A 22,527-nucleotide genomic window follows, 5' to 3' on the forward strand; every position below is an offset into this window, starting at 1 on the left:
CTCTTATTCAGTCAGTCACTGGTGGCGCGTTGCGCCGCGGGGTCTCCGGCTGAGACTCACCCTCACGATCTTCGCGGTTCGTGTTCCGTCGATTCCCTGTCCGGCCGTGCGGGACGTCCCCACTGCCTCCGGCCGGGCCACCGCTTCTCGCTGGTGGGGTGCGCCCCTTGGGCGTTCCGACGACGCCGTCAGGATTACGCGCGGGGGGCCGGGCAGTCTGGCCCGGACGAGTGCCGGGAGTGGAGTTCGGCGCCCCGATCACTCCGCGCTGCCCAATCTGGCCGGCGGGTGTACGGGAGCCGGTGTTGCCCTCGGCACCGACGACCGTACCGCGAGGGACCCTGGAGCCGGTCGCCCCTTGAGGACCTGTGGCGGGCCTTCCTCCGACGACACCGTTGCCGCGTGCCGCACCTGTGGAACTCGCACCGCCCGCGCGGTCACTCGCCGGCCCTCCGATGGCGCGTGGCATTCCGCCGGAGACGCCTCGACCCATGGGAGAAGCGCCGCCGCCTCGAGTACCCGACTGCCCCGTGGTGGTGGCGTGCCCCATCGGGCCTGAGGTGCCGCGACCGCCGACGGTGCCGTTCGGAGTGCCTGTGCGGCCCTGAGCCGAGATCGGGGCCGCCCTGTTGCCGTTCGCTCCGCCGAAGCCTGAGGTGCGCCCTGCCGGCCCACTCGGGGCAGGAGGAACCGTGCCGGAGGGGAAGGGAGGGACTGTCCCTCCGTGGCCCCCGCTCGGACCGGTCACCGGCGGCGCCACATTGGTCGACGGCCTCGTGACTTCCTGGGGCGGCACGGTGCCTACGCTGTCGATCTTCGTGCCGACGTTCACATCCGAGGAGACGGTCGGGTCGTCCACGTGCTTGAGCGGCGGCGTGGTGTCTCCCGAACGCGGGTGTCCAGTCGCCGTACTCGAAGAGTCGTGTCCAGCCACCACGGACTGGTGCGCGGCCCTTAGCTCCCCACTACCTTGCGCTTCATTGTTTCTGCGCTCCTCATAGTTCGGATCCGGCTTAGGCACCCCCACATCCGGCATAGGCTCAAATGCTGGCGGCTCCTGCCCCGCCATGACCTCTTCCGACACCGCGTAGAAGGACGCCAGACGATTCATCTGGTTGATCGCCTCTTGGCGGTCCTTCTCCGCCTTGACCGCTGCCGCGTACTCCCTGTTCCCCTCGACCTGCATGGGCGTCGGGATCTGGTCGACGGTCTTGGGAGCGAACCGGGTGTCCCGTGGCGGCATAGCCGTGCGGACGGAGGCGAGGCCCGTGGCCGCCGCCGTGATCTGTGTGCCCGTCACTTCGGCGAAGGCGGCGAGTTCGAGTGCGTGCTTGACGAGTTTGTCGCCCCACTTGTGGAAGGCCGTGGCGGTCTCGCCCTCCCACTCGACCCGACCGATGTGGCCCTTGAGTTCCTCGGCTGCCTTTTCGATCGCGTCCTTGGCGTTCCACAGCGCCTTGCCTGCCGTCTCCAGGTCCTCTGGTCTCGCGGACTCGACCAGGTCGATCATGGCGTTCAGGTCGTGGCTCTCGAAGTTCGACCTGCCCAGGGCACCGAGGGCCGCGCCGCCGAAGGGGGTCGCCTCCACCACACGACTGGCTGTGTTGATGACGCCGGCCTGCTCGGCGACCTGCTTCTTCTCCGCCTGGTGCGGGTCCTGGTGCTTCTGTTCGTCACTCATTAGTAGGTAACCGTCCGCTCGTCGTTGCTCTTCGGCGCGGACTTGCCCTGCTTCTGAGCCTCTGCGGCTTCCTTCTCGCGCTGCGCGTCCTTCCACTCGCGGTCGATGCCGGTCTGGATCTCCCAGAACCGTCGCCGCTGCTCCTCGTCGAGGTCGCTGAAGTTGCCGCCCGCACCGAGGACGGCGATCTGGAGCGCCTCGATCTGCAGGCCCAGGTTCTTGGAAAGCGCAGTCAGGCGCTCATGGACCCGCTCGTACTGCGCGTGGAGGCCCTTGGCCTCGGCGAACCCACCCGAGCCGCTGAACGACGCCTCGGAGAGACGGTGCGCGCCGACCTTCTGCGCGCTGCCATGCGAGCCCTCAAAATCGGAGAGCGCGTCGTCCACGCGCTTCTTGAACTCGTTCAGTGACTCGAGTCTGACCTTGAGAGCTAGGCGCTCCGCAGCAGGCACGATGCCTTCCCTCCCCGTTCCCCGTTTGTGTAGCTGTCAAGCGGTGCACAGGCGGTAGCCTGCTCAACACACTCGATGACCACTGTAGTCATTGTGTAAATCGCGGCCAACTGAACTTTGTGTTAGGTGAGTTACGAAGTTGGCGAGGCACCGTCAGGAGAAGCACGCCGAACTCACCCGAGCCGCCCGAAACTTGGCCAGGATGCCTGCGTCGCTGTCGTGGAGTGCCTGCTGGAGGCGTCGTATGCCTCAACCCACCACGCCCCGACGTCAACAGCCCCCCTCCCGGCTCGTCACCCCGAAGTCGTACGACGGGACCGTCACCGTCCCTTCGCCGCCCGCGATGCCCGGCGGCTCGTAGTCGCCGTCCTTCGAACGGGTGCGCGTGACGTCCAAGCAGAAGGCCGTGCCCGCGCCAGAGGCTGTGACCAGGTAACGCGCCTCTGCGGCCGTGTTCGAGTCGGCGGGCGTCGCCTCCACGCCGTACTGCGGGGCGTCGCCGCCGCCGTGTTCGACGATCTCGTTTTCGATCTTCGTTGCGTATTCGTCGATCCAGCCGGTGTCGTTGTCCTCGGCGTAGATGTCGCCGAAGTTGGAACTGCCGTCCAAGGCGTCCGTGGCCCCTTGCACCGCGCTGGTCAGCTCGCTGTCGTCCCAGGCCGTGTCGTCGGAGACGCCGAAGCCCTGCACGCTCAGGTAGATGCCGACGCCGGCCATGGCCACGAGCAGGACGCGAGCGACGGCGAAGAAGGCGTCGGGCAGTTCCTCGGCCGACGGATTGATGCCGGCGCGCCAGGCCCGGATTCGGTCCGCCTTGATGCACGCCATGGCCAGCAGCACGGCGCACAGCACGAGGCTCAGCACATTCATTTTCGTCAGCGCGTCCATGATCCGCCCTCCAGTCGCCGCCCCTGCCTCCGCCGTGCGTCCCGGATCGCCACCGCCGTGCCGCCGAGCCCCGCGACGAGGACCACCGCGCCCACGGCCACGTACGTGGCGAGGCGAGCGTTGCGTTCCTCGGCCGTTTCGCCGAGTTGGAACTTGGCCGGGATGGGGGCTTGCTGCTTGCCCAGGCCCTGCTGGGGGTTGGGGGACTCTATGGGGTGTTCGTCCTCCGTCAGGGCTCGGACCGGGTCCACCACTCCCCAGCCGACCACGCGGTCGTGGCCCGCGATCGTGCGCTCAGCGGTCTGCTCGATCTGCGCGACGATCTCGCGAGCGGTCCACGTCGGGTGCTTCGCCTTGATCAGGGCCGCGACGCCGGCGACGTACGGCGCCGAGAAACTCGTGCCGTTGTCGGAGCAGTGGCCGCCCTGGGGGACCGTGGAGATCATGTCGACGCCCGGGGCCGCCACGCCGACGAACTCGCCGGACTGGGAGAAGGAGGCGCGCTCGTTGTTGCGGTCCGAGGCCGCGACCGCGAGGACGCCCTTGTAGGACGCGGGGTACGTCTCCTTGACGTTGCCGCCCAGGCCGTCGTTGCCCGCCGATGCCACGACGACGATCTTCTGGGCCAGGGCCTCGTTGATCGCCAGCTCCAGGTCGGACGTCGGCTTCACCGCGTTCGACGTGTCCTGGGAGATGTTGATGACGCCGGCCCCGGCCTGGACGGCGTAGCGGATCGCCTGCGCCAGACTGTCGGCGGTGCCGTGGCCCTCCGCGTCGTTCTGCTGGACCGGGATGATCGTCGCCTCGGGTGCCAGGCCCACGAAGCCGGTGCCCTCGATGGGGCGCGCGGCGATGATGCCGGCGACCTTGGTGCCGTGGCCGACGGTGTCCGTGGTGCCGTTCTCCTTGCCCCGCTCGATCGGGTTGCCGTCGTCGTCCTTGAGGTTCTTCGGCAGCAGGTTGCGGCCGCTCTTCGCGTCGACCGCGTCGGTGAGCTGCGGATTCGTCACATCCACGCCGGTGTCGATCACCGCCACCCGTACGCCCTTGCCCCTGGACTGGCTCCACAGCTCGTCCAGGAGCACGCGCTGGAGGGACCAAGGACGGCCCGGGTACTTGCCGTTGGGGAACTGACACTGGTCCGAGTACGGGAGGTCTGCCGCCGCCGCGGGGGGCGCGAGGGCGATGGGGGCGAGGGGGGCGGTCGTGAGCAGCGTCGCGGCCACCACAGTCGTCATACGCCGGGCCACTGCGTTCGCCTTACGCGGGACTAGCGCCGTCGTCATACGCGGGACCACCGCGGTCGCCTTACGCGGGACCACCGCCGCCGTCACACGCGCGACCACCGCCGCCGCCACACGCGGGAAGAAGGGCATGTCTCGCATGTCCTCTCCCCTCAGGAACCCTGCGGCTGGCGTGCCGCCGTCGTCGACAGGCGTGGGCCCGTGGGCAGGAACTCCGACCAGGCGGCGGGGATCGGCGCCGGGTCCACGTCCTTGTAGCCCAGCCGGGTCTGGGCCTGCTGGGCCTCCTGCTGAAGCCGCTCGCGGTCCTCGGCCGTCGTACCGATGCCGGCGTCGTCCGTGCCGCTGTCGGCGTTGGACTGCAGGACGTAGCGCAGGCCCGTGTCGGTGACGAGGAAGACGGGGCCGGCCTTGGTCTCCTCGCCCTGGAACTGGCGGTAGAGCTGGCCGGAACCGGGCGTGACATACGCGCTGGAGGAACCAGTGGGGAGCTTGGTCGGGAAGTCCGTGCCCGCCCAGGTGGTCAGGGTCGTGGCGCCCGAACCGGCGTTCACGCCGCGCAGGACGTTGCAGACGGTGCTGCGGCTGCCGGCCGCTCCGGTGGCCTCGTTGACGGGCTGGGGGTCCTCGGTCGGCCAGCGGTGCTCCGTGCCGAACGCCTTGCCCGGGACGATCGCGCCGGGGCCCATCTCCTTGGCCTGACCGGCCTGTCCGAGGGAGGCGAGGTCCTCGCTGAACAGCAGGAGCTGGGCGACGAAGGCCGAGATGGGGGCGACCCGGCCGGGCAGCACCACGTAGTACTGATCCGTGTTGTTGTCGGGCGCCTTGAGCACCATGCCGACCTTGTCGGTCGACTCGTCCAGCTGACCGGGAGCGTCGGCCGCGCCACCCACCTGGTCGGAGATCTCGGGGAAGGAGATCGGGTCGCCCTGGTGCAGGGTCTCCAGCCACTCCTTGGACACCTTCTGCGGCTGCCGCCCGGAGCCGACGACGGCACGCAGCAGCAGTTCGTCGCTCTTGTCGATGGCGTACGACCGTCCGCTCGCGTCCACTACGAAGTGGCGCCCGCCCGGGTCCACGACGTAGAGGAGTTGACCGCCCGTCAGCTTCTCTCCCTTGCCCTCGGTCGCCTTCAGGTCGCGGGAGGCGAGGACCAGGGCCGCCTTCTGGATGGACTCGCCGCCCGCGCTGGGGCGCTCGCAGACCGCCCACCGCTTCTCGCTGCCCGCCTCGGACGCCGAGGGAAGGCGGTCGGGCGCGTACGGGATGCCGATGGTGACGCCGTGCGGGATCTTGCCGTTGTCGAGGACGGACTCGGCGACGGTCACCACCTCGCCCTCGCCCTCGTCGAGGAGCAGCTTGGCGGACGCCATGTTGAGGACCGGGTGCAGCTGGACCTGCTTGCCGGTCTTCAGGATGACATAGCGCGTGGTCGAGTCGCTGGCGACGATCACCTTGGCGTTGGGAGCGTTCCAGCCTTTGGGAGCGGTGGGCTTGAACATGCCCCACGCCCCGAAGACTGCGATGACGATCACGCCCACGATGATGCCGGGAAGCACCGAGCGCAGTGGACGGGGCGCCCCCTCCTCCGAGCCGTCGGGCGAGGACTGAAGGAAGACCGCGACCATGCGGCGCTTCGCGAAGGTGTAGGCATTGAGCTGATCGCGCCGAGATGCCATCTGTGCCTGTCTCTCCCCGTGTTCACATAGGCCGCGCTCCCCGGGGCGACGTGCTCCCCGCCTCCGATGTCAGAGCGGCCCCCTACTATGCCTGGTATCCGCGGGGACTTGTGGAGCGGGTACGGTACCCGGGCTTCAAATGGCCTTGTGCGGTGCTGAAATACCAGCGAGTTGTGAGCAGAACGGGGGGATGGAGTTATGGCTTCCGGAACGCGCGCCCGGTCCCGTGACCGATCGCGGACACGAGGCTCCTCGGCGCCCGGGCGGACACCGGCGCGACGGTCGGCCCCGCCGAGCGCGCTTCAGCTCAGGGTGCGTTCGGGGCAGATCGGGGCATTCCGGTTGCAACGCATCGTCCTGCTCGAGATCGCGGCCGCCATCCTGCTCGTCGGATGGGTGATCGATCCCGTGGCCCTGGTGCCCGCGGCAGTCGTCGCCATCTGCCTGGTGCTGCTCTCCTTCTTCCGTCGCCGCGGCCGCTCCCTGCCCGAATGGCTGGCCACGGCACGGGCGTTGAAAGCGCGACAGCGCCGGGCCGCGAGTACGCCGATACCGGAGGGCACGGAGCCGGGGCTCGCGCCGGCCGTGGAGTGCGACCCGAGTCTGCGGACGTACACGTACGCCGGCCGTGACCGCCGCCCCGTCGGAATCATCGGGGACGGCACGTTCGTCACCGCGGTCTTGCAGGTGGAGGCCGACGCCACCGCGCTGCGGGCCGAGCGGAACCGCCAGCCGCTGCCGCTCACCCTGGTGTACGACGCGCTGGACGTCGACGGGGTCCGGCTGGAGTCGGCGCAGGTCGTCCTGCACACCCAGCCCGCGCCCGCGATTCATCTGCCCCAGCAGTCCGTGGCCGTCGCCAACTACGCGCCGCTTCAGGAGCAGACGGGTGCGCCGGCGGTGCGGATCACGTGGATCGCGCTGAAGCTCGATCCGGAGCTGTGCCCGGAGGCCGTGGCCGCGCGCGGTGGCGGTCTCGTCGGCGCGCAGAAGTGTGTGGTGCGTGCCGCCGATCACCTGGCGAGCCGGCTGACCGGGGCAGGGTTCCGCGCGCACCTCCTCGACGAGGACGAGCTGACCTCCGCCATCGCCACCTCCGCCTGCGCCAACCCACTGGTGACGGCGGAGGCCGGGCGGACGGACACGCGGGAGCGGCGGACCGAGGAGTCGGGCCGGAGCTGGCGCTGCGACAACCGCAGACACACCACCTACTGGATCCGTCGGTGGCCCGCACTGGGCGGCGAGAGGGCGCCGTCGCTGCCGCAGCTCCTCGCCCTGGTCACGGCCGTACCCGCGCTCGCCACCACCTTCAGCCTGACGCTCACGCGCGGGGAGCGGCAGGAGGCCTCCGTGTGCGGGCACCTGCGGGTGACCGGGCGCGGTGACGACGAACTCGTCGCCGCCCGGCGCGCGTTGCAGGGCGCGGCGCGGCACACGGGCACGGGCCTCGCCCGCCTCGACCGGGAACAGGTACCCGGCATGCTCGCCACTCTGCCCCTCGGAGGTGCCCGGTGACGTCGATGACCACGCGCGTGGGACAGGCGGCCACCGGTCGCGGCGAGCCACAGCCCTCCGTCCCCGAGCGGGCACGCGAACTGCTGCGCAGCGGCCTCGGGTTGGTCGGCCCGCGACACGCTCGGCACTCCGTGTCCGTCGACCAGTTGGACGCCCTCACCCTCCCCATCGGCGACGACGGCGTCGTCATCGGAGTGGACGCGGAGGGGCGGCCCGCGGTGCTGGGGCTCAATCGGCCGACTCCGTACGACGTCGTCCTCATCGGCGGGCTGTGGACCGTGCAGGTCATCGCGCTCAGAGCGGCGGCCACGGGGGCGCGCGTGGCAGTGGAGACGGGGCGGCCGCAGGCGTGGATGCAGATGGTGCACGCCATGGGCGGCGGGCAGAACGGCCTGGCCGTGTACGAGGTCGGGCGGGTGCCCCCGCAGGGCACTTCGGCGGGGACGCCCGTGCTGGTGGTGCGGGACTGCGGCATGCGGCCGCCGCGCGGTCGGGTCGTCTCCGGGCCCTGGCAGTCGGTGCTGACCCTCCTGCCGTACCTCAGCCCGGTGGCTCCGCGGCTCGTGCGGCAGGCGCGGCTCGTCGGGGTGCAGAGAATCTCGCCGGACGAGGCGACGGAGCTGGGTCGCACGATGGCGCTGCCGCGGGCCGAGGTGGAGGCCCTGCCCGGCCTCTCCGACGGCCTCACGCTCTGGTGCACCGACCGCGACCGTCAGTACGTGATGACCCAGCCCACCGATGCCGAGATCGGATTGTTGGGTATGCCACGAAGGATGGACTGAATCCGCCAGCCTCTGACGCGAATTGAGCATTCGGCGTGATTGTTCCGTTTTGCCGCTGCTTACTTTGTCCGTTATCAGGTCATTCGCCCTCCGAAAGCAGGGCCGAGTACGGTACTTGGGAGACGGTAGGGGTGCTGTGGGCGGGCCTTGGGGGATGGACAGGCCTGCCTAGGTGGGGCGCGTGATGATTAGGCTGGGAGCGGGCGCTATGCCAGAACCCGTGGACCGGACATCTGCGGCCCAGGGGGAGAGCCGGTGGATCGGACGACCTCGAACGACCAAGGCCGACAAGTAGCCGACAAGCCGACAAGTAGTCGCCCCGACACGGCATGAGGGTGCTCGACCACACCAGGAGGAATTGTGAGCAGCGATCGGGACGGGACCCGCGGGGGCTGGGCCACACCCGGCGATGACCAGCCCGACGCCGAGTCCGCTATCGAGACGACGGGCGAGTTCACCATCGACTACGCGCCGCCCGCCTGGTACACGCAGAACGCGTCCGGGGGTTCGGAGCAGGGGTCGAGCCCGGGGGCGGGTGCGGGATCGGGTGCGGGTTCAGGTCCGGATCCGGGTGCGGGTCCAGGTCCAAGTCCGGGTTCGGGTTCGGGTTCGGGTTCGGCTGGAGCCGGGGCGGGCGCGGGTTCGCCGGGTTCCTCCGCTTCCTCCGATGCGCCCGCCGCCCCGCTGCCGGGGCTGGTGCCGCCTGCGCATTCGGCACCTTCCTCGGGGCCGGCCTCGATTCCGGCTCCGGCTCCGGGAGCGCCGTTCACCCCGCCGGCGCCGCCGGCGTCGTCACCCGGGGCTCCCTTCACCCCGCCACCGCCCGCCCCGGGGGCCGCGTTCACGCCGCCCGCCCCGCCCACGGGGGGCCCGGCCGGCGTGCCCCGGCTTCCGGTAGGGAGCGGGTTCGAGCCCCAGGGGCCGTCACGGGGAGAGGCCCGGCCCGAGGCACCCTCGGCGGATCCGGCGTCCCCGACGGCCGTTCCGAACATTCCTGTCGGCGGATTCCAGGCGCAGTGGAGCACTCCGGCGCCGTCGAATTCGCCTGCGGCGCCGACTTTCCCGGCTCCGCCTGCCCCGCCGACTCCTGCTGCCGCCCCGACCGCCGAGGAAGCGGAGGAAGCGGAGGCCACGAACGGCGATCTGGAGAGCGGCGCCACCATGCGGTTCTCCGCCGTCGCGCTGAAGCGGGAGATCGCGGAGCGTGCCGGTGCCGGTGAGACCACGGGCCAGGACGAGGGTGCCGCGGTCGCGTCCGAGCACGGTGAGTGGGACGACGATGTCGTGACGTCGGATGTGGATGTCGATGCGGACGCGGAAGCCGACGACGTTGCCTCGGAGGCGGCTGAGTCGGATGACACGGACGACGAGACCGGCCGGGCCGATCCGAGCGATCTGGCCGACGACTCCGGTGTGACGGACGTGGCCGAGTTCGAAAGTGCTTCCGGGGTCCTGGAGGCGGACGACGCGGAGCGCGCGGACGCCGAGCAGCCGGAGCAGGCCGACGCTGCGGATGCCTCGCACGTCGAGGACATCGAGGACGTCGAGGTCACGGACGCTACGACTGACGCCTCTTCTGCAAGCAGCGAGCCGTCCGACGTGGCATCGGCGGACGTGGTTCCTTCAGACGCGGCTTCCGCAGACGCTCCTCTGTCGGACGCGGCGCCCGCAGATGCCGTTCAGGCGGACGCCGCTCCGGGCGCCCCGCAGGACGCCCCGGCCGCCTGGGCTCCCCCGCCGACGCCACAGAGCGGGCTGCCGCCGTTGCCGCCGTCGTATCAGCCCGCCGCCCCCGCACCGGGGGGCCAGTGGCCCGCGCCGCCCCAGGCCCAGCCGGCGGAGCCGACGGCGCCCGCGCAGGGTCAGCCGCCCGTCCCTTCCCAGCAGCCGCCCTTCCAGCCGCAGGCGCCGCAGCCCGCGCCCGCCGCCTGGAACCCGAGCGCCCCGACACCGCAGAGCCCGGCACCGAACCCGGCCGCACAACAGCCCGGCGGTCCGCAAGGGGGCTACGGCTTCCCGCAGCCTCCCGCGCCCAACGCGCCCGGCGGCTACGGCTTCCCACAGCCCGACGGCCCGCCTGCTCCTGCCCCCAATCCGCAGAGCGGCTACGGCTTCCCACAGCCCGGCACCCCGGCACAGCAGCCCGGCAACGCCCCCGCCCCTCCGCCCAACCCTCAGGGTGGCTACGGCTTCCCGCAGCCCCCGGCGCCCAACGCACCCGGCGGCTACGGCTTCCCCCACCAGGGCGCCCCCGCCGCCCCCCACGCCCAACCGCAGCCCGCCCCTCCGACTCCCCAGGCACCGGCCGAGGCGCACCCCGCACCGGGCGGCTACGGCTTTCCGCAGCCTCCGGGACCCAATGCGCCCCACACGCCCGGCGGCTACGGCTTCCCCCATCCCGGCACCCCCGGCACCCCTGCCGGCCCGAACGCCCAGCCCGCCCCCAACTCCCCCGCTCAACCCGGCGGCTACGGCTTCCCACAACCGCCGGCGCAACAAGGACAGCAGGGCCAGCAGGGCCAGCAGGGCCAACCGCAGCTCGGCGTACCCCAGTCGCCGGACGGGCAGGTGCCGCCGGGTGCTCCGCACGGAGCCCCGCAGGGATACGCCCCCCAGGCCCCCCAGGCGCCGCAGGCACCCCAAGCCGCTCAGCCCCCGCAGCAGCCCGTCGACCCCCGTGCCGGGGCCGCCTGGCCGCAGCCCATGCAGCATGATCAGCGGCAGCCGACCAATCCCGGTGCCGCGCCGCTCGGTTACACCGCGGCCGTGGAGCTGTCCTCCGACCGGCTGCTCAACAGCAAGAAGCAGAAGGCGAAGAGCAGCCGTCCGGCACCCGGCGGCCGGTTCAAGCTGGGCGGGAAGAAGGAAGAAGCCGAGCGGCAGCGGAAGCTGGACCTGATCCGCACGCCCGTGCTGTCCTGCTACCGGATCGCCGTGATCAGTCTCAAGGGCGGTGTCGGCAAGACGACCACCACCACCGCGCTCGGCTCCACGCTCGCCACCGAGCGGCAGGACAAGATCCTCGCCATTGACGCGAATCCGGACGCCGGTACGCTCGGCCGCCGTGTGCGCCGGGAGACCGGGGCCACCATCCGTGACCTCGTCCAGGCGATCCCGTACCTCAACTCGTACATGGACATCCGGCGGTTCACGTCCCAGGCGCCGTCCGGGCTCGAAATCATCGCCAACGACGTCGATCCCGCCGTGTCCACGACCTTCAACGACGAGGACTACCGGCGCGCCATCGACGTGCTCGGCAAGCAGTACCCGGTCATCCTCACCGACTCCGGTACCGGTCTCCTCTACAGCGCCATGCGCGGTGTGCTCGACCTCGCCGACCAGCTCATCATCATCTCGACGCCGTCCGTGGACGGTGCGAGCAGTGCGAGTACGACGCTGGACTGGCTGTCCGCGCACGGGTACGCCGATCTCGTCTCGCGGTCGATCACCGTCATCTCCGGTGTCCGCGAGACCGGCAAGATGATCAAGGTGGAGGACATCGTCAGCCACTTCGAGACTCGGTGCCGAGGTGTGATCGTCGTGCCCTTCGACGAGCATCTCGCCGCCGGTGCCGAGGTCAACCTGGACATGATGCGGCCGAAGGTACGGGAGGCGTACTTCAACCTCGCGGCGATGGTCGCCGAGGACCTGCCCCGCCACCAGCAGTCGCACGGCCTGTGGACCAGCGACGGCAACCCGCCACCGGTGGCCGCCCCGCCGCTGCCGGGCCAGCAAGGGCCGGGCCAGGTTCAGGGACAGCAGGTCCCGGGACAGCCCGCTCCGTACCCGCAGCAACCCCACCCCGGCCAGCCCTACGCCCACCCGGGACACCCGGGACACCCGGGGCAGCAGGGCCCGGGCCAGCAGACCCAGCCGCCCGCACAGCCGGGTCAACCCGGACAGCCGTACCCGCAAGCCGGCGGCCAGCAGCCCTATCCGCCGCAGCCGGGTCAGCCGTACCCCGGCTACCCCCAGCCGGACGGGCAGAACCCGCCCCCTCCCCCGCCGCCGCAGCGGTAACCCGTAGCGCAAGGGAGAAACCGCAAGGGAGAAACGAAGAAGGGCGGCCGGTGCCTCGACAAGGCACCGGCCGCCCTTCGGCGTCGTACGGAGAACTAAGGGAGATCTACTCCCCGGTGTCCACCGCGGCGACCAGTTCACGGCAGCGCTTGACGTCCTCGGCCATCTGCACCATCAGCGCGTCGAGCGTGTCGAACCTGGCCTGCCCGCGGACGAAGGCCAGGAAGTCGACGGCGACATGCAGGCCGTACAGTTCCAGGCCCACGCGGTCGATGGCGTACGCCTCCACCGTGCGCTCGGTGCCGTCGAACTGCGGGTTCGTGCCGACGGAGATCGCGGCCGGCATCGCCTCGCCGGCCACGTGCAGCCAGCCCGCGTAGACGCCGTCGGCGGGGATCGCGGTGTGCGGGAGGGTCTCGACGTTCGCCGTGGGGAAGCCGAGTTCACGGCCGCGCTGGGCACCGCGGACGACCACGCCCTCCACCCGGTGCGGGCGGCCCAGGATCTCGGAAGCGCCCTCGACATCGCCCGCGGCGACCAGACGCCGGGTCAGGGTCGAGGAGAAGGGCTCGCCACCGCCCGCCTCGCCGGACACGTACAGGTCGACGACCTCGACCTCGAAGTCGTGGACCTTGCCCTGCTCTACGAGGAAGTCCACGTTCCCCGCGGCCCTGTGGCCGAAGCGGAAGTTGGGGCCCTCGACGGCCGCCTTGGCGTGCAGCTTGCCGACCAGGACCTTGACGACGAAGTCGGCCGGGGACAGCTTCGAGAACTCCGTCGTGAAGGGCAGGATCAGCACCGCGTCCACGCCCAGCTCGGCCATCAGCTCGGCACGGCGGTGGTGCGGGGCGAGCAGCGGTGGGTGGCTGCCGGGGCGGACGACCTCGCTGGGGTGCGGATCGAAGGTGACGACGACGGCCGGGACACCCAGCTCGCGGGCGCGCTCCACGGCGTGCCGGATGATCAGCTGGTGCCCGCGGTGGACCCCGTCATAAGAACCGATGGTGACGACGCTGCGCCCCCAGTCCTCGGGGATGTCCTCCATGCCACGCCAGCGCTGCACTGTGACCGCTCCTCGTCGCATCCTTGTCGAACCCGTGTCCGTCTCGCTGTGTCTTACGCAGGTCTAAGGGTGCCATGCCGGGTGGCTCGGTCTCGCATCGGCATGGGCTTGTGACCGGACCCACGTAAAGCCGAAGCAACCGGGCGGAGGTCATGCGGGGACTCGCACCCCCGCCAGGTTTTCGATCATCCGGCGCGCGCTGGGGCCCACCACCGCCGCCCAGTCGTCCGGGCTCTCGGCCAGCCAGCCCGCCACCAGCACGGCGAAGCCGGGGACGTGGCGGCCCAGGTCGACGAGGCCGTGGTCGAAGCGGGTCGCGCCGGCCGGGGTGCGGACCAGGAGGAGGCCGGTGCGGTGGACCAGGTCCCGTACCCCGGCGTCCGCGCGCCCGGCCGCGGTGTGCAACACCGTGACCAGGACGGACGGGGCGTGCTCGTGGGTCAGGAGGAACTCGAGGAGTTCGTGGCGCAAGGGGTGGGAGGCGGGTGCGCCGGGGGTGGCCAGGACGGTCGCGAGGGCCGCCCGTACCTGCTCCGGGCCGCCGTCCAGCAGGCCCTTGACCAGCGGGAGGAGGACCCCCCGGGCGGCGGGCCCGTAGTCCAGGCGCCGGTCCACGTACGCGGCCACGTCCACGGCCGTCTCCGGCCGCCGCTCCACCGCCTCCCGGACGAGGGCGGCGACCCGGCGGGCCAAGGCGGGCGGAGTGACGTCGGCGAGCGTGCGCAGCGCCGCTCCGGCGTCCGGGCGGCGCAGCCGTGCCCGGAAGGCGTCGAGGACGGGCTCGGGATGGGTCGTCAGGGCGGGGACCAGCGCGTCGGGCGGGAGGTGCGGGTCGCCGGCCATGAAGTGCCCGAGGGCCTGCGGGAGATGGCGGTCGCGGGTGTTCGGGTCCCGGACGAGCAGGGCGAGCGCGGCGCCGTGCAGGGTGCAGTCGGCGGGGCGGGCGAGCAGCGCGAGGGCGGCGTGGCGCAGGAGCTCGCGGTCGGCCTCGGTGTGGGCGTGCGGGGCGGCACGCAGTCCGTACGCCACCGCCGCGACCCGGCGCGCGGGCCGCTCGTCGTGCGCCCAGCGGTCGACGGCCCGGCACAGCGCGGGCGGTTCGTCCTCCGCGAGGATGGCGAGCAGCTCGTCGGCCCGCGGATGCGCCCGGTCGACGAGGACTTCGGTGAGGTGGTCCAGCGCGCGGTGGCGGTGCGTGTGCAGCAGGGCCTGCGCGGCCTTCGCCACGGTCGCGTGGGGGGTGGCGGGCAGCGGCCGCTCGTCGTCGAACCAGCGGGTGAGACGCGGTTGTACGACGGTGGGGTCGGCGATGAGCAGCCGGGCGACGGCGTCGAGGAACCGCGGGCCGGACTGGTGCGGGGGGCTGTCGGCGAGGACGAGCCGGCGCAGGAGTTCGAGGCGGGTGTCGTGCGGAAGCGGCAGATCGGCCCAGAAGTCGGGCCCCAGCTCCGCGGGAACCGGCCGGTCCTGTCGGCGCCAGGTCAGGATCCGGTCGGTGAGCAGTTCCAGGACGTCCGCGTACGGCGTCGCGTCGGGCACGCCCAGCAGGGTGCCGGTGAGGAGGCGGGCCGCCCACCAGGAGTGCGGGTCCGCGTCGAGCGCGTGCGTCAACTCCGCCAGGCGGTGGGCGAGTCGGGGGGCGCCGTGCTGGCGGGCGAGGAGCAGCAGGGCCTGGAGGACGGGGCCGATGCGGTGGTGCGGGACGGGGACGGAGTGGTCGCCGTGCGGGTGGGTGCGGCGGCGGTGGACCAGGGCGCGCAGCGCCTCGTCCAGGTCGAGGTGCGTGCCCTGGATCCAGTCGGCGAGTTCCTCGTGGGCGAAGCGGTAGCCGCCGGCGGCGGGGACGAGGAGGCCCTCGGTGAGCACCGCGGACGCCCAGCCGGTGCCGCCGCCGAGCCTCGCCGGGGCGGTCCCCCAGGGGAAGATCGCCTCGAACGACTCCCGGTCCAGCTCGCCCTGTCCGGGGCCAAGGCTGCGGCGGGCGGCCTCGTGGACCTGGCCGGCGACCTTGGCGGCGAGACGGCGTACGGCGGTGCGGCGCAGGCCGTTCTCGGCGGCGAGGCGGACGGCGATGCGGAGGCACATCAGATCGAGGTAGGCGGAGAAGACGTCGTGGCGGTCGAGGTGGGTGCTGGGGTCGGGGGCGTTGCGGTGAGCGGCGCGGATCTCCGAGAGGAGGTGGAGGGTGAGGGGGTGGCGGGCGTCGGAGTCCCTCAGGGCGTTTTCCGGGATGCCGTATCGCGTGCGGGCTTGGTGGGCCTCGTCTTCCTGGAGGTCTCCCAGGTGTACGCAGGGTGGGAGCCGTGGGGGTGTTTTCGCCCCCGCCGCCCCTTCCCTTCCCGTCCCTGGGGGCTGCCGCCCCCAGACCCCCGCTTCGGCCTGAACGGCCTCGTCCTCAAGCGCCGGACGGGCTGAAGGCAACTGACCGGCGTTGCAAGGCCAAGCGCCTCCGTGCAGCATCTCTTCAGGAAACCTCACCCCCTCCCAGTACTCCCCCCGACACCCCACCACCAGCCGCGCGCCCGTCCCCCGCAGCCACTTCGCCGTCCCCTCGGTCCACTCACGCAGGCATTGGGCCAGGGCAGGGGGCATTTCCTCGGGGCCGTCGAGGAGGAGCAGCAGGGGGCGGCCGGTGGCGTGGGAGAGGCGGGCCAGGCGTTCGGGGGTGATGTCGCCCAGGTCTGTGGGGAGAGCGGGGGCCGAGGCCGCGACGATGCGGGCGGCGCGGTTCAGTGCCCGGCGGGCCGCGTCCGCCACCGAGGTGTCCTCGTCCCTGAGGTCGGCGCCGCGCAGCCACAGCGTGGGGGCCGGTTGCGGGCTGCGGTGCCGGCGGGCGGCGAGCGCCGCCAGTTCCGTCGTACGGCCGCTGCCGGGTGGTCCGACGAGCCCGAGGACGGCGGCCGGGCCGACGGTGAACGCGGCGAACTCCGCTGCTGTCGCGGCCCGTTCGACCGGCTCCACCGCTCCCGGTGCGCCCGCACCCGCCCGGCCCACGTAGCCCGCCAGTACGCCCGGCGGGCCGTCCTGCCCCACCGAGGTCGCCGTCAGCTCCAGTACGCCGGCCAGGTTGAGGTCGGCGCCGTACGCGGGGACCGTCGCCGCGTTCTCGGCGAGCAGGTCGGCGAGGGGGCCGGCGGGCGGCGGGCGCAGCGGCACCGCGAAGCCGACGTCACGGTGGCCGCTGTGCAGGGCGGTGCCGAGGACGCCGACCACGGCGCCGGTCCCGGCGTCCAGCACCGGACCTCCGGCGGCTCCGCCGCCCAGCCGCAGCGCGTCCCGGCCGGCCGTGCCGATCGCCAACTCCAGGACGTCGTCGAGGAGATGGAAGCGGTCCGTGGCCGCGTAGGTCACGGAGGTCGCGCCCAGCACGCGTGCCTCGCGCCAGCAGCCGGCCGGGATCCGCACATACGTGCCGGTCTCCAGCCGGTCCCGCACGGTGACGGGGAGCGGGTCCACGCCGAGGCCTTCGGTGCGTACGAGGGCGAGGTCCAGGTCGGGCAGCGGGGTCACCGCGTCGGCGGTGACGACCCGGTCGCGGTCCCCGGCGGCGTGCAGGACCAGGCGGGGCAGGCCGTCGACAGTCTCGTGGCTGGTGATGACCGTGCCGTGGTGGTCGGCCACGAAGCCGGTGCCCCGGGGTCGGCCGGCGAGGTCATGGATGTACACCAGGGCTTCGTCCAGCCCGGGTCCCTGGCCCTGCCCCTGCCCTCCGGGTTCCTGACCCTGCCCCTGCCCTCCGGGTTCCTGGCCTCCGGATTCCTGTCCCCGTCCTTGTCCTTCTGGTCCCCGTCCCTGTTCTTCCGGGCCGGGGCGCTGTCGGCCGCGCGCTCCCGCCATGGTCGAACCTCCCCGTCGTACACACGTGCCTGTCTCCCGTACGCACGCACGTGTCTGTCTTCGACGGTAGGCGCGAGGTGATCAGCGGGAAAGATCGCGTGACGAAAGCGCCCCCTTCCGCTCCCCCGGTTCACTCCGAGCGCCGGTCCGGACGGGTGAATGGGCGGGGGCCGCTGGATACACCCTAGGGGTGGGGGAACCGAGGGGGGCCCGTGGAGCGGCGGCAGCGACGACCCCGTGATCGCCGCTCCACGGGCGGATACCGCGCACCGCTCAGCAGGTCAGCAGCTCAGCCGAAGACGGCCAGGCTCTTGGCCTTGCCCTTCTGCTCCTCGACCAGTGCGAGGAAGCGGCCCTCGGGGTCGAAGACGGCCACGGCACCGGCGCTCGCGTACTCCTCGGGCATGTCGAGCCGTACGCCGTTGGTGAGCAGCCGGGCCCGTCTGGCGTCCACGTCCCAGCGCGGGAACGCGGCCGTGGCGGCCTCGGCGATCGGCATCACGGTCAGCTCCTCCTGGAGCTGGTCCAGCGTCTTGGCGGAGTCCAGCTTGTACGGGCCGACGCGGGTGCGGCGCAGCGCCGTGAGGTGGCCGCCGACGCCGAGGTCGGCGCCCAGATCGCGGGCCAGGGCCCGGATGTAGGTGCCGGACGAGCAGACCACCGAGACGATCAGGTCGAGCACGGGGGTGCCGTCCTCGGCCACGGCGTCGCGGACGTCGTACACGCTGAAGGAGGAGACGGTGACGGGGCGGGCGGGGATCTCGAAGTCCTCGCCCTCGCGCGCCCGTTTGTAGGAGCGGACCCCGTCGATCTTGATAGCGCTGACCTTGGACGGCACCTGCATGATCTTGCCGGTCAGCTTGGCGATGCCGGTGTCGATGACGTCGCGGGTGATCTTCGAGGCGTCGGCGGACGCGGTGACATCGCCCTCGGCGTCGTCGGTCAGGGTCGTCTGCCCGAGGCGGACGGTCCCCAGGTACTCCTTCTCCGTGAGCGCGAGGTGGCCGAGGAGCTTGGTCGCCTTCTCGACGCCGAGGACGAGGACGCCGGTGGCCATCGGGTCGAGGGTGCCGGCGTGGCCGACGCGGCGGGTTCTGGCGATCCCGCGCATCTTGGCGACGACGTCGTGCGAGGTGAAGCCCGACGGCTTGTCGACGATGACAAGGCCGTCGGGCGTCCGGTTCTTCTGGGTCATTCGGCGGCGTCGTCCTCTTCCTCGTCCGGCTTCCGGTACGGGTCGGCGTCGCCGGCGTACTTGGCACCGGCCGAGACCTCGCGCACCTTCTCGTCGGACTGGCGCGCCTTGTCGAGGAGGTCCTCGATGGTCTTGGCGGTGTCGGGCAGCGCGTCGGCCACGAACGCCAGCGTCGGCGTGAACTTCACGCCGGCCGCCGCGCCGACCGCGGAGCGGAGCACGCCCTTGGCGCTCTCCAGGCCGGCGGCCGCGGCCGCCCGCTCCTCGTCGTCCCCGTACACCGTGTAGAAGACGGTCGCCTCCCGCAGGTCACCCGTGACCCGGGTGTCCGTGATGGTGACGTGCGAGCCGAGCCGCGGGTCCTTGATCCCGCGCTGCAGCTTCTGGGCCACCACCTCTCGGATGAGGTCCGCCAGCCTTTTCGCCCGCGCGTTGTCGGCCACTGGTCCGCTCCCGTTCTTCCTGTCTACGTCGTTCCATGGTCGTCAGTCGTCCTCGCCGTGCAAGCGCCGCCTGACGGACAGCAGCTCCACCTCGGGGCGGCCGGCGACCAGCCGTTCGCACCGGTCCAGTACGTCGGTGAGATGCCCCGTGTCACCGGACACCACGGCGAGGCCGATGACGGCTCGCCGGTAGAGGTCCATATGGTCCACCTCGGCCGCGCTCACCGCGTACTTCCGCTGGAGCTCGGCGACGATCGGGCGGACGACGGAGCGCTTCTCCTTCAGCGACCGTATGTCGCCGAGGAGGAGGTCGAAGGACAGAGTCCCCACATACATGTGTGTAACCGGTTCACCCGCCGGTACGGGATCGATGGCCCCGCCATCCATGAGGCGGGGACATCAGAACCGTACAACGAACGGCCGGGGCCGATCGACGGAAATTACTCGCCGTCGACCGGCCCCGGACCGGACCGTCTCGGAAGCCCGAGCGCTTACACGCGCGGCTTCTCCCGCATCTCGTACGTCGCGATGACGTCGTCGATCTTGATGTCGTTGAAGTTGCCGAGGTTGATACCGCCCTCGAACCCTTCGCGGATCTCGGTGACGTCGTCCTTGAAGCGGCGCAGACCGGAGATGGTGAGGTTCTCCGCGATGACCTTGCCATCGCGCAGCAGGCGCGCCTTGGTGTTGCGCTTGACCTCGCCGGACCGGACGAGCACACCGGCGATGTTGCCCAGCTTGGACGAGCGGAAGACCTCGCGGATCTCCGCCGTGCCGAGCTCGACCTCTTCGTACTCCGGCTTGAGCATGCCCTTGAGGGCCGCCTCGATCTCCTCGATCGCCTGGTAGATGACCGAGTAGTAGCGGACGTCCACGCCTTCGCGCTCGGCCATCTGCTGCGCACGCCCCGCGGCGCGCACGTTGAAGCCGATCACGATGGCGTCCGAGCCCATCGCCAGGTCGATGTCGGACTCCGTGACCGCACCGACGCCGCGGTGCAGGACGCGGATGTCGACCTCTTCGCCGACGTCCAGCTGGAGCAGGGAGGACTCCAGGGCCTCGACGGAACCAGACGCGTCACCCTTGATGATCAGGTTCAGCTGCTGGATCTCGCCGGCCTTGAGCACCTTGTCCAGGTCCTCCAGGGAGACGCGACGCGTGCGCTTGGCGAAGGCAGCGTTGCGCTCGCGGGCGGCGCGCTTCTCGGCGATCTGACGGGCCGTACGGTCCTCGTCCACCACCAGGAAGTTGTCGCCCGCACCCGGGACGTTGGTCAGGCCCAGGACCTGGACCGGCGTCGACGGGCCGGCCTCGGCCACGTTGTTGCCGTTGTCGTCGAGCATCGCCCGGACTCGGCCGTACGCGTCGCCGACCACCATCGTGTCGCCGACCCGCAGCGTGCCGCGCTGGACGAGGACCGTCGACACGGCACCGCGGCCGCGGTCGAGACGGGACTCGATCGAGATGCCCTGCGCGTCCTGACTCGGGTTGGCCCGCAGGTCGAGCGAGGCGTCGGCCGTGAGGATCACGGCCTCCAGCAGGGAGTCGATGTTGAGACCCTGCTTGGCGGAGATGTCGACGAACATGGTCTCGCCGCCGTACTCCTCGGCCACGAGGCCGTACTCGGTCAGCTGACCGCGCACCTTGGTCGGGTCCGCGCCCTCGACGTCGATCTTGTTGACCGCGACGACGATCGGGACCTCGGCCGCCTTGGCGTGGTTGAGCGCCTCGACCGTCTGCGGCATGACGCCGTCGTTGGCCGCGACGACCAGGATCGCGATGTCGGTCGACCGCGCACCACGGGCACGCATGGCGGTGAACGCCTCGTGACCCGGGGTGTCGATGAAGGTGATCTTGCGATCCTCTTCGTTGACCTCGGTCGCGACCTGGTAGGCACCGATGTGCTGGGTGATGCCGCCGGCCTCGCCCGCGATGACGTTCGTCTTGCGGATGGCGTCGAGCAGTCGGGTCTTTCCGTGGTCGACGTGACCCATGACGGTGACGACCGGCGGACGGACCACCAGGTCCTCCTCGTCGCCCTCGTCCTCGCCGAACTCGATGTCGAAGGACTCCAGGAGCTCGCGGTCCTCCTCCTCGGGGCTGACGATCTGAACCGTGTAGTTCATCTCGCTGGCGAGGAGTTGCAGCGTCTCGTCGGAGACGGACTGCGTGGCCGTGACCATTTCGCCGAGGTTCATCATGACCGCGACGAGGGACGCCGGATTGGCGTTGATCTTCTCCGCGAAGTCGGTGAGGGAGGCACCGCGCGACAGGCGAATGGACTCGCCGTTGCCGCGAGGCAGCATCACGCCGCCGACCGACGGGGCCTGCATGGCCTCGTACTCCTGGCGCCTCTGACGCTTCGACTTGCGGCCACGACGCGCGGGACCGCCGGGACGGCCGAAGGCGCCCTGCGTGCCACCACGACCGCCCGGACCACCGGGACGACCGCCGAAGCCGGGACGACCGCCGCCGCCACCGGGACCACCCGGACGACCGGCGAAACCGCCGCCACCGCCACCGGGACCACCGGGACGACCGGCGAAACCGCCGCCGCCACCACCGGGACCGGCCGGGCGACCGGCGAAGCCGCCGCCACCCGGACGACCGCCGCCACCGCCGCCGGGACGACCGCCGCCGCCGGGACCGCGGCCACCAGGACCACCGCCACCGGGACGCGGACCGGCAGCCGGACGCTGCGGCATCATGCCGGGGTTGGGACGCGCACCGCCGGGACCGCCGCCGGGACGCGGACCGCCGCCCTGCGGACGGGGCATGCCGCCCGGGGACGGACGCGCGCCGCCCGGGGACTGCGGACGGGGACCGCCCGCCGCGCCCTGGGGACGGGGACCGCGGTCGCCGCCGCCCTGCGGACGCGGAGCGCGCTCGGGGGCACCGGGAGCACCCGGGCCACCGGGACGCGGGGCACCGCCCGGACGGGGCGCCTGCGGGCGCGCCATGCCGGTGGAGCCACCGGAGGTGAACGGGTTGTTGCCCGGACGGGGACCGGCCGGACGAGCACCGGGACGCCGCTCCTGGCCACCCGGACGCGGAGCGCCCGGACGCTCACCACGGCCCTGGCCGCGGTCCTGACCGGGACCGGCCGGACGGGCACCACCGGGACGCTGACCCTGACCCTGGCCCTGACCACTCGGACGCGGAGCGCCCGGGCGGGGACCCGAGGAGGATGCGGCGGGAGCCGCCGGAGCCGACGGAGTCTGCGGTGCCGCGGGAGGCGCCGGGGGTGCCGTGAACTCGGGCGCGGTCGGCGCCGGAGACGCCGGGGCGGGCCGCGGCGCGGGCTTGGGGCCCGGAGTCGGGCGCGGGCCGGGAGCGGCCGGGGCGGCCGGAGCCGCGGGACGCTCTGCGGCGGCCGGCTTCGGGGCCGGCGGGCGCGGGGCGGCCGGACGGGCAGCCTGCGCCGGAGAAGGGGCCGCCGAGTTCGGGGCGGCCTTGCGTGCGGAAGCGGACTTGCCGCCTCCGTTGCCCTGCTGGAGGGCGTCGGTCAACTTGCGTACAACGGGCGCCTCGATCGTCGAGGACGCCGAACGGACGAATTCACCGAGTTCTTGGAGCTTGGCCATGACGACCTTGCTCTCCACCCCGAACTCCTTGGCGAGTTCGTATACCCGGACCTTAGCCACTTCGCTCCTTTTAGGTCCGGGTTGCGTCCGGACCGTCGCTACTTCATGGGCGTACTCATCGCGTGCTCATCGAGTGCTCATCGC

14 protein-coding genes are annotated in these 22,527 nt (G+C 71.9%); 3 read left to right on the forward strand and 11 right to left on the reverse strand.

What is annotated here, in order from left to right; genetic code table 11:
• Positions 1–7: 7 nt before the first annotated feature.
• The 5 genes from AB0I77_RS41760 to eccB all read right to left on the reverse strand — a co-directional run bounded on the left by AB0I77_RS41760 (position 8) and on the right by eccB (position 5,944).
• On the reverse strand, positions 8–1,681 hold the full coding sequence (locus AB0I77_RS41760) for a hypothetical protein (RefSeq protein ID WP_363288074.1): 1,674 nt from the start codon (positions 1,679–1,681) through the stop codon (positions 8–10).
• Positions 1,681–2,133 carry a hypothetical protein gene (locus AB0I77_RS41765; RefSeq protein WP_363288075.1) on the reverse strand — a complete coding sequence of 151 codons (453 nt, stop codon included), beginning with the start codon at positions 2,131–2,133 and terminating at the stop codon, positions 1,681–1,683. The genes AB0I77_RS41760 and AB0I77_RS41765 overlap by 1 nt, the downstream gene beginning before the upstream one ends.
• Positions 2,134–2,403: 270 nt before the next feature.
• Positions 2,404–3,021 (reverse strand): hypothetical protein, encoded by a 618-nt coding sequence (locus AB0I77_RS41770; protein ID WP_363288076.1) that lies wholly within the window; start codon positions 3,019–3,021, stop codon positions 2,404–2,406.
• Positions 3,009–4,259, reverse strand: a complete 1,251-nt coding sequence (mycP, locus tag AB0I77_RS41775) for a type VII secretion-associated serine protease mycosin (RefSeq protein ID WP_363288138.1) — start codon at positions 4,257–4,259, stop codon at positions 3,009–3,011. The genes AB0I77_RS41770 and mycP overlap by 13 nt, the downstream gene beginning before the upstream one ends.
• A gap of 158 nt (positions 4,260–4,417) precedes the next feature.
• Entirely contained in the window at positions 4,418–5,944 is a 1,527-nt protein-coding gene (gene eccB / locus AB0I77_RS41780; RefSeq protein ID WP_363288077.1) for a type VII secretion protein EccB, read from the reverse strand.
• A 198-nt stretch (positions 5,945–6,142) separates the two neighbouring features.
• On the opposite strand from eccB, the gene eccE reads away from it, so the two are divergent.
• The 3 genes from eccE (at position 6,143) to AB0I77_RS41795 (ending at position 12,261) form a co-directional block, all read left to right on the forward strand.
• Complete coding sequence (gene eccE / locus AB0I77_RS41785) at positions 6,143–7,459, forward strand: type VII secretion protein EccE (RefSeq protein ID WP_363288078.1); 1,317 nt, start codon at positions 6,143–6,145, stop codon at positions 7,457–7,459.
• A 5-nt stretch (positions 7,460–7,464) separates the two neighbouring features.
• Positions 7,465–8,241, forward strand: a complete 777-nt coding sequence (locus AB0I77_RS41790) for a hypothetical protein (RefSeq protein ID WP_363288079.1) — start codon at positions 7,465–7,467, stop codon at positions 8,239–8,241.
• Between the two features lie 360 nt (positions 8,242–8,601).
• Positions 8,602–12,261: an SCO5717 family growth-regulating ATPase gene (locus tag AB0I77_RS41795; RefSeq protein ID WP_363288080.1), complete on the forward strand. Its 3,660-nt coding sequence runs from the start codon at positions 8,602–8,604 to the stop codon at positions 12,259–12,261.
• Between the two features lie 106 nt (positions 12,262–12,367).
• Here the strand turns inward: AB0I77_RS41795 and AB0I77_RS41800 are convergent, their stop codons facing one another.
• The 6 genes from AB0I77_RS41800 to infB form a co-directional block, all read right to left on the reverse strand.
• Positions 12,368–13,324: a bifunctional riboflavin kinase/FAD synthetase gene (locus AB0I77_RS41800; RefSeq protein WP_363288081.1), complete on the reverse strand. Its 957-nt coding sequence runs from the start codon at positions 13,322–13,324 to the stop codon at positions 12,368–12,370.
• Positions 13,325–13,474: 150 nt separating this feature from the next.
• Positions 13,475–16,990: a trypsin-like peptidase domain-containing protein gene (locus AB0I77_RS41805; RefSeq protein ID WP_363288082.1), complete on the reverse strand. Its 3,516-nt coding sequence runs from the start codon at positions 16,988–16,990 to the stop codon at positions 13,475–13,477.
• 460 nt (positions 16,991–17,450) lie between these two features.
• Positions 17,451–18,356: a tRNA pseudouridine(55) synthase TruB gene (gene truB / locus AB0I77_RS41810; protein WP_363288083.1), complete on the reverse strand. Its 906-nt coding sequence runs from the start codon at positions 18,354–18,356 to the stop codon at positions 17,451–17,453.
• Positions 18,353–18,799 carry a 30S ribosome-binding factor RbfA gene (gene rbfA, locus AB0I77_RS41815; RefSeq protein WP_363288084.1) on the reverse strand — a complete coding sequence of 149 codons (447 nt, stop codon included), beginning with the start codon at positions 18,797–18,799 and terminating at the stop codon, positions 18,353–18,355. The genes truB and rbfA overlap by 4 nt, the downstream gene beginning before the upstream one ends.
• A 42-nt stretch (positions 18,800–18,841) precedes the next feature.
• Positions 18,842–19,135: a DUF503 domain-containing protein gene (locus AB0I77_RS41820; RefSeq protein ID WP_363288085.1), complete on the reverse strand. Its 294-nt coding sequence runs from the start codon at positions 19,133–19,135 to the stop codon at positions 18,842–18,844.
• A gap of 155 nt (positions 19,136–19,290) precedes the next feature.
• Positions 19,291–22,443: a translation initiation factor IF-2 gene (infB, locus tag AB0I77_RS41825; protein WP_363288086.1), complete on the reverse strand. Its 3,153-nt coding sequence runs from the start codon at positions 22,441–22,443 to the stop codon at positions 19,291–19,293.
• Between the last annotated feature and the right edge of the window lie 84 nt (positions 22,444–22,527).

It is taken from the genome of Streptomyces sp. NPDC050619, assembly GCF_040654815.1.
Lineage (GTDB): Bacteria > Actinomycetota > Actinomycetes > Streptomycetales > Streptomycetaceae > Streptomyces.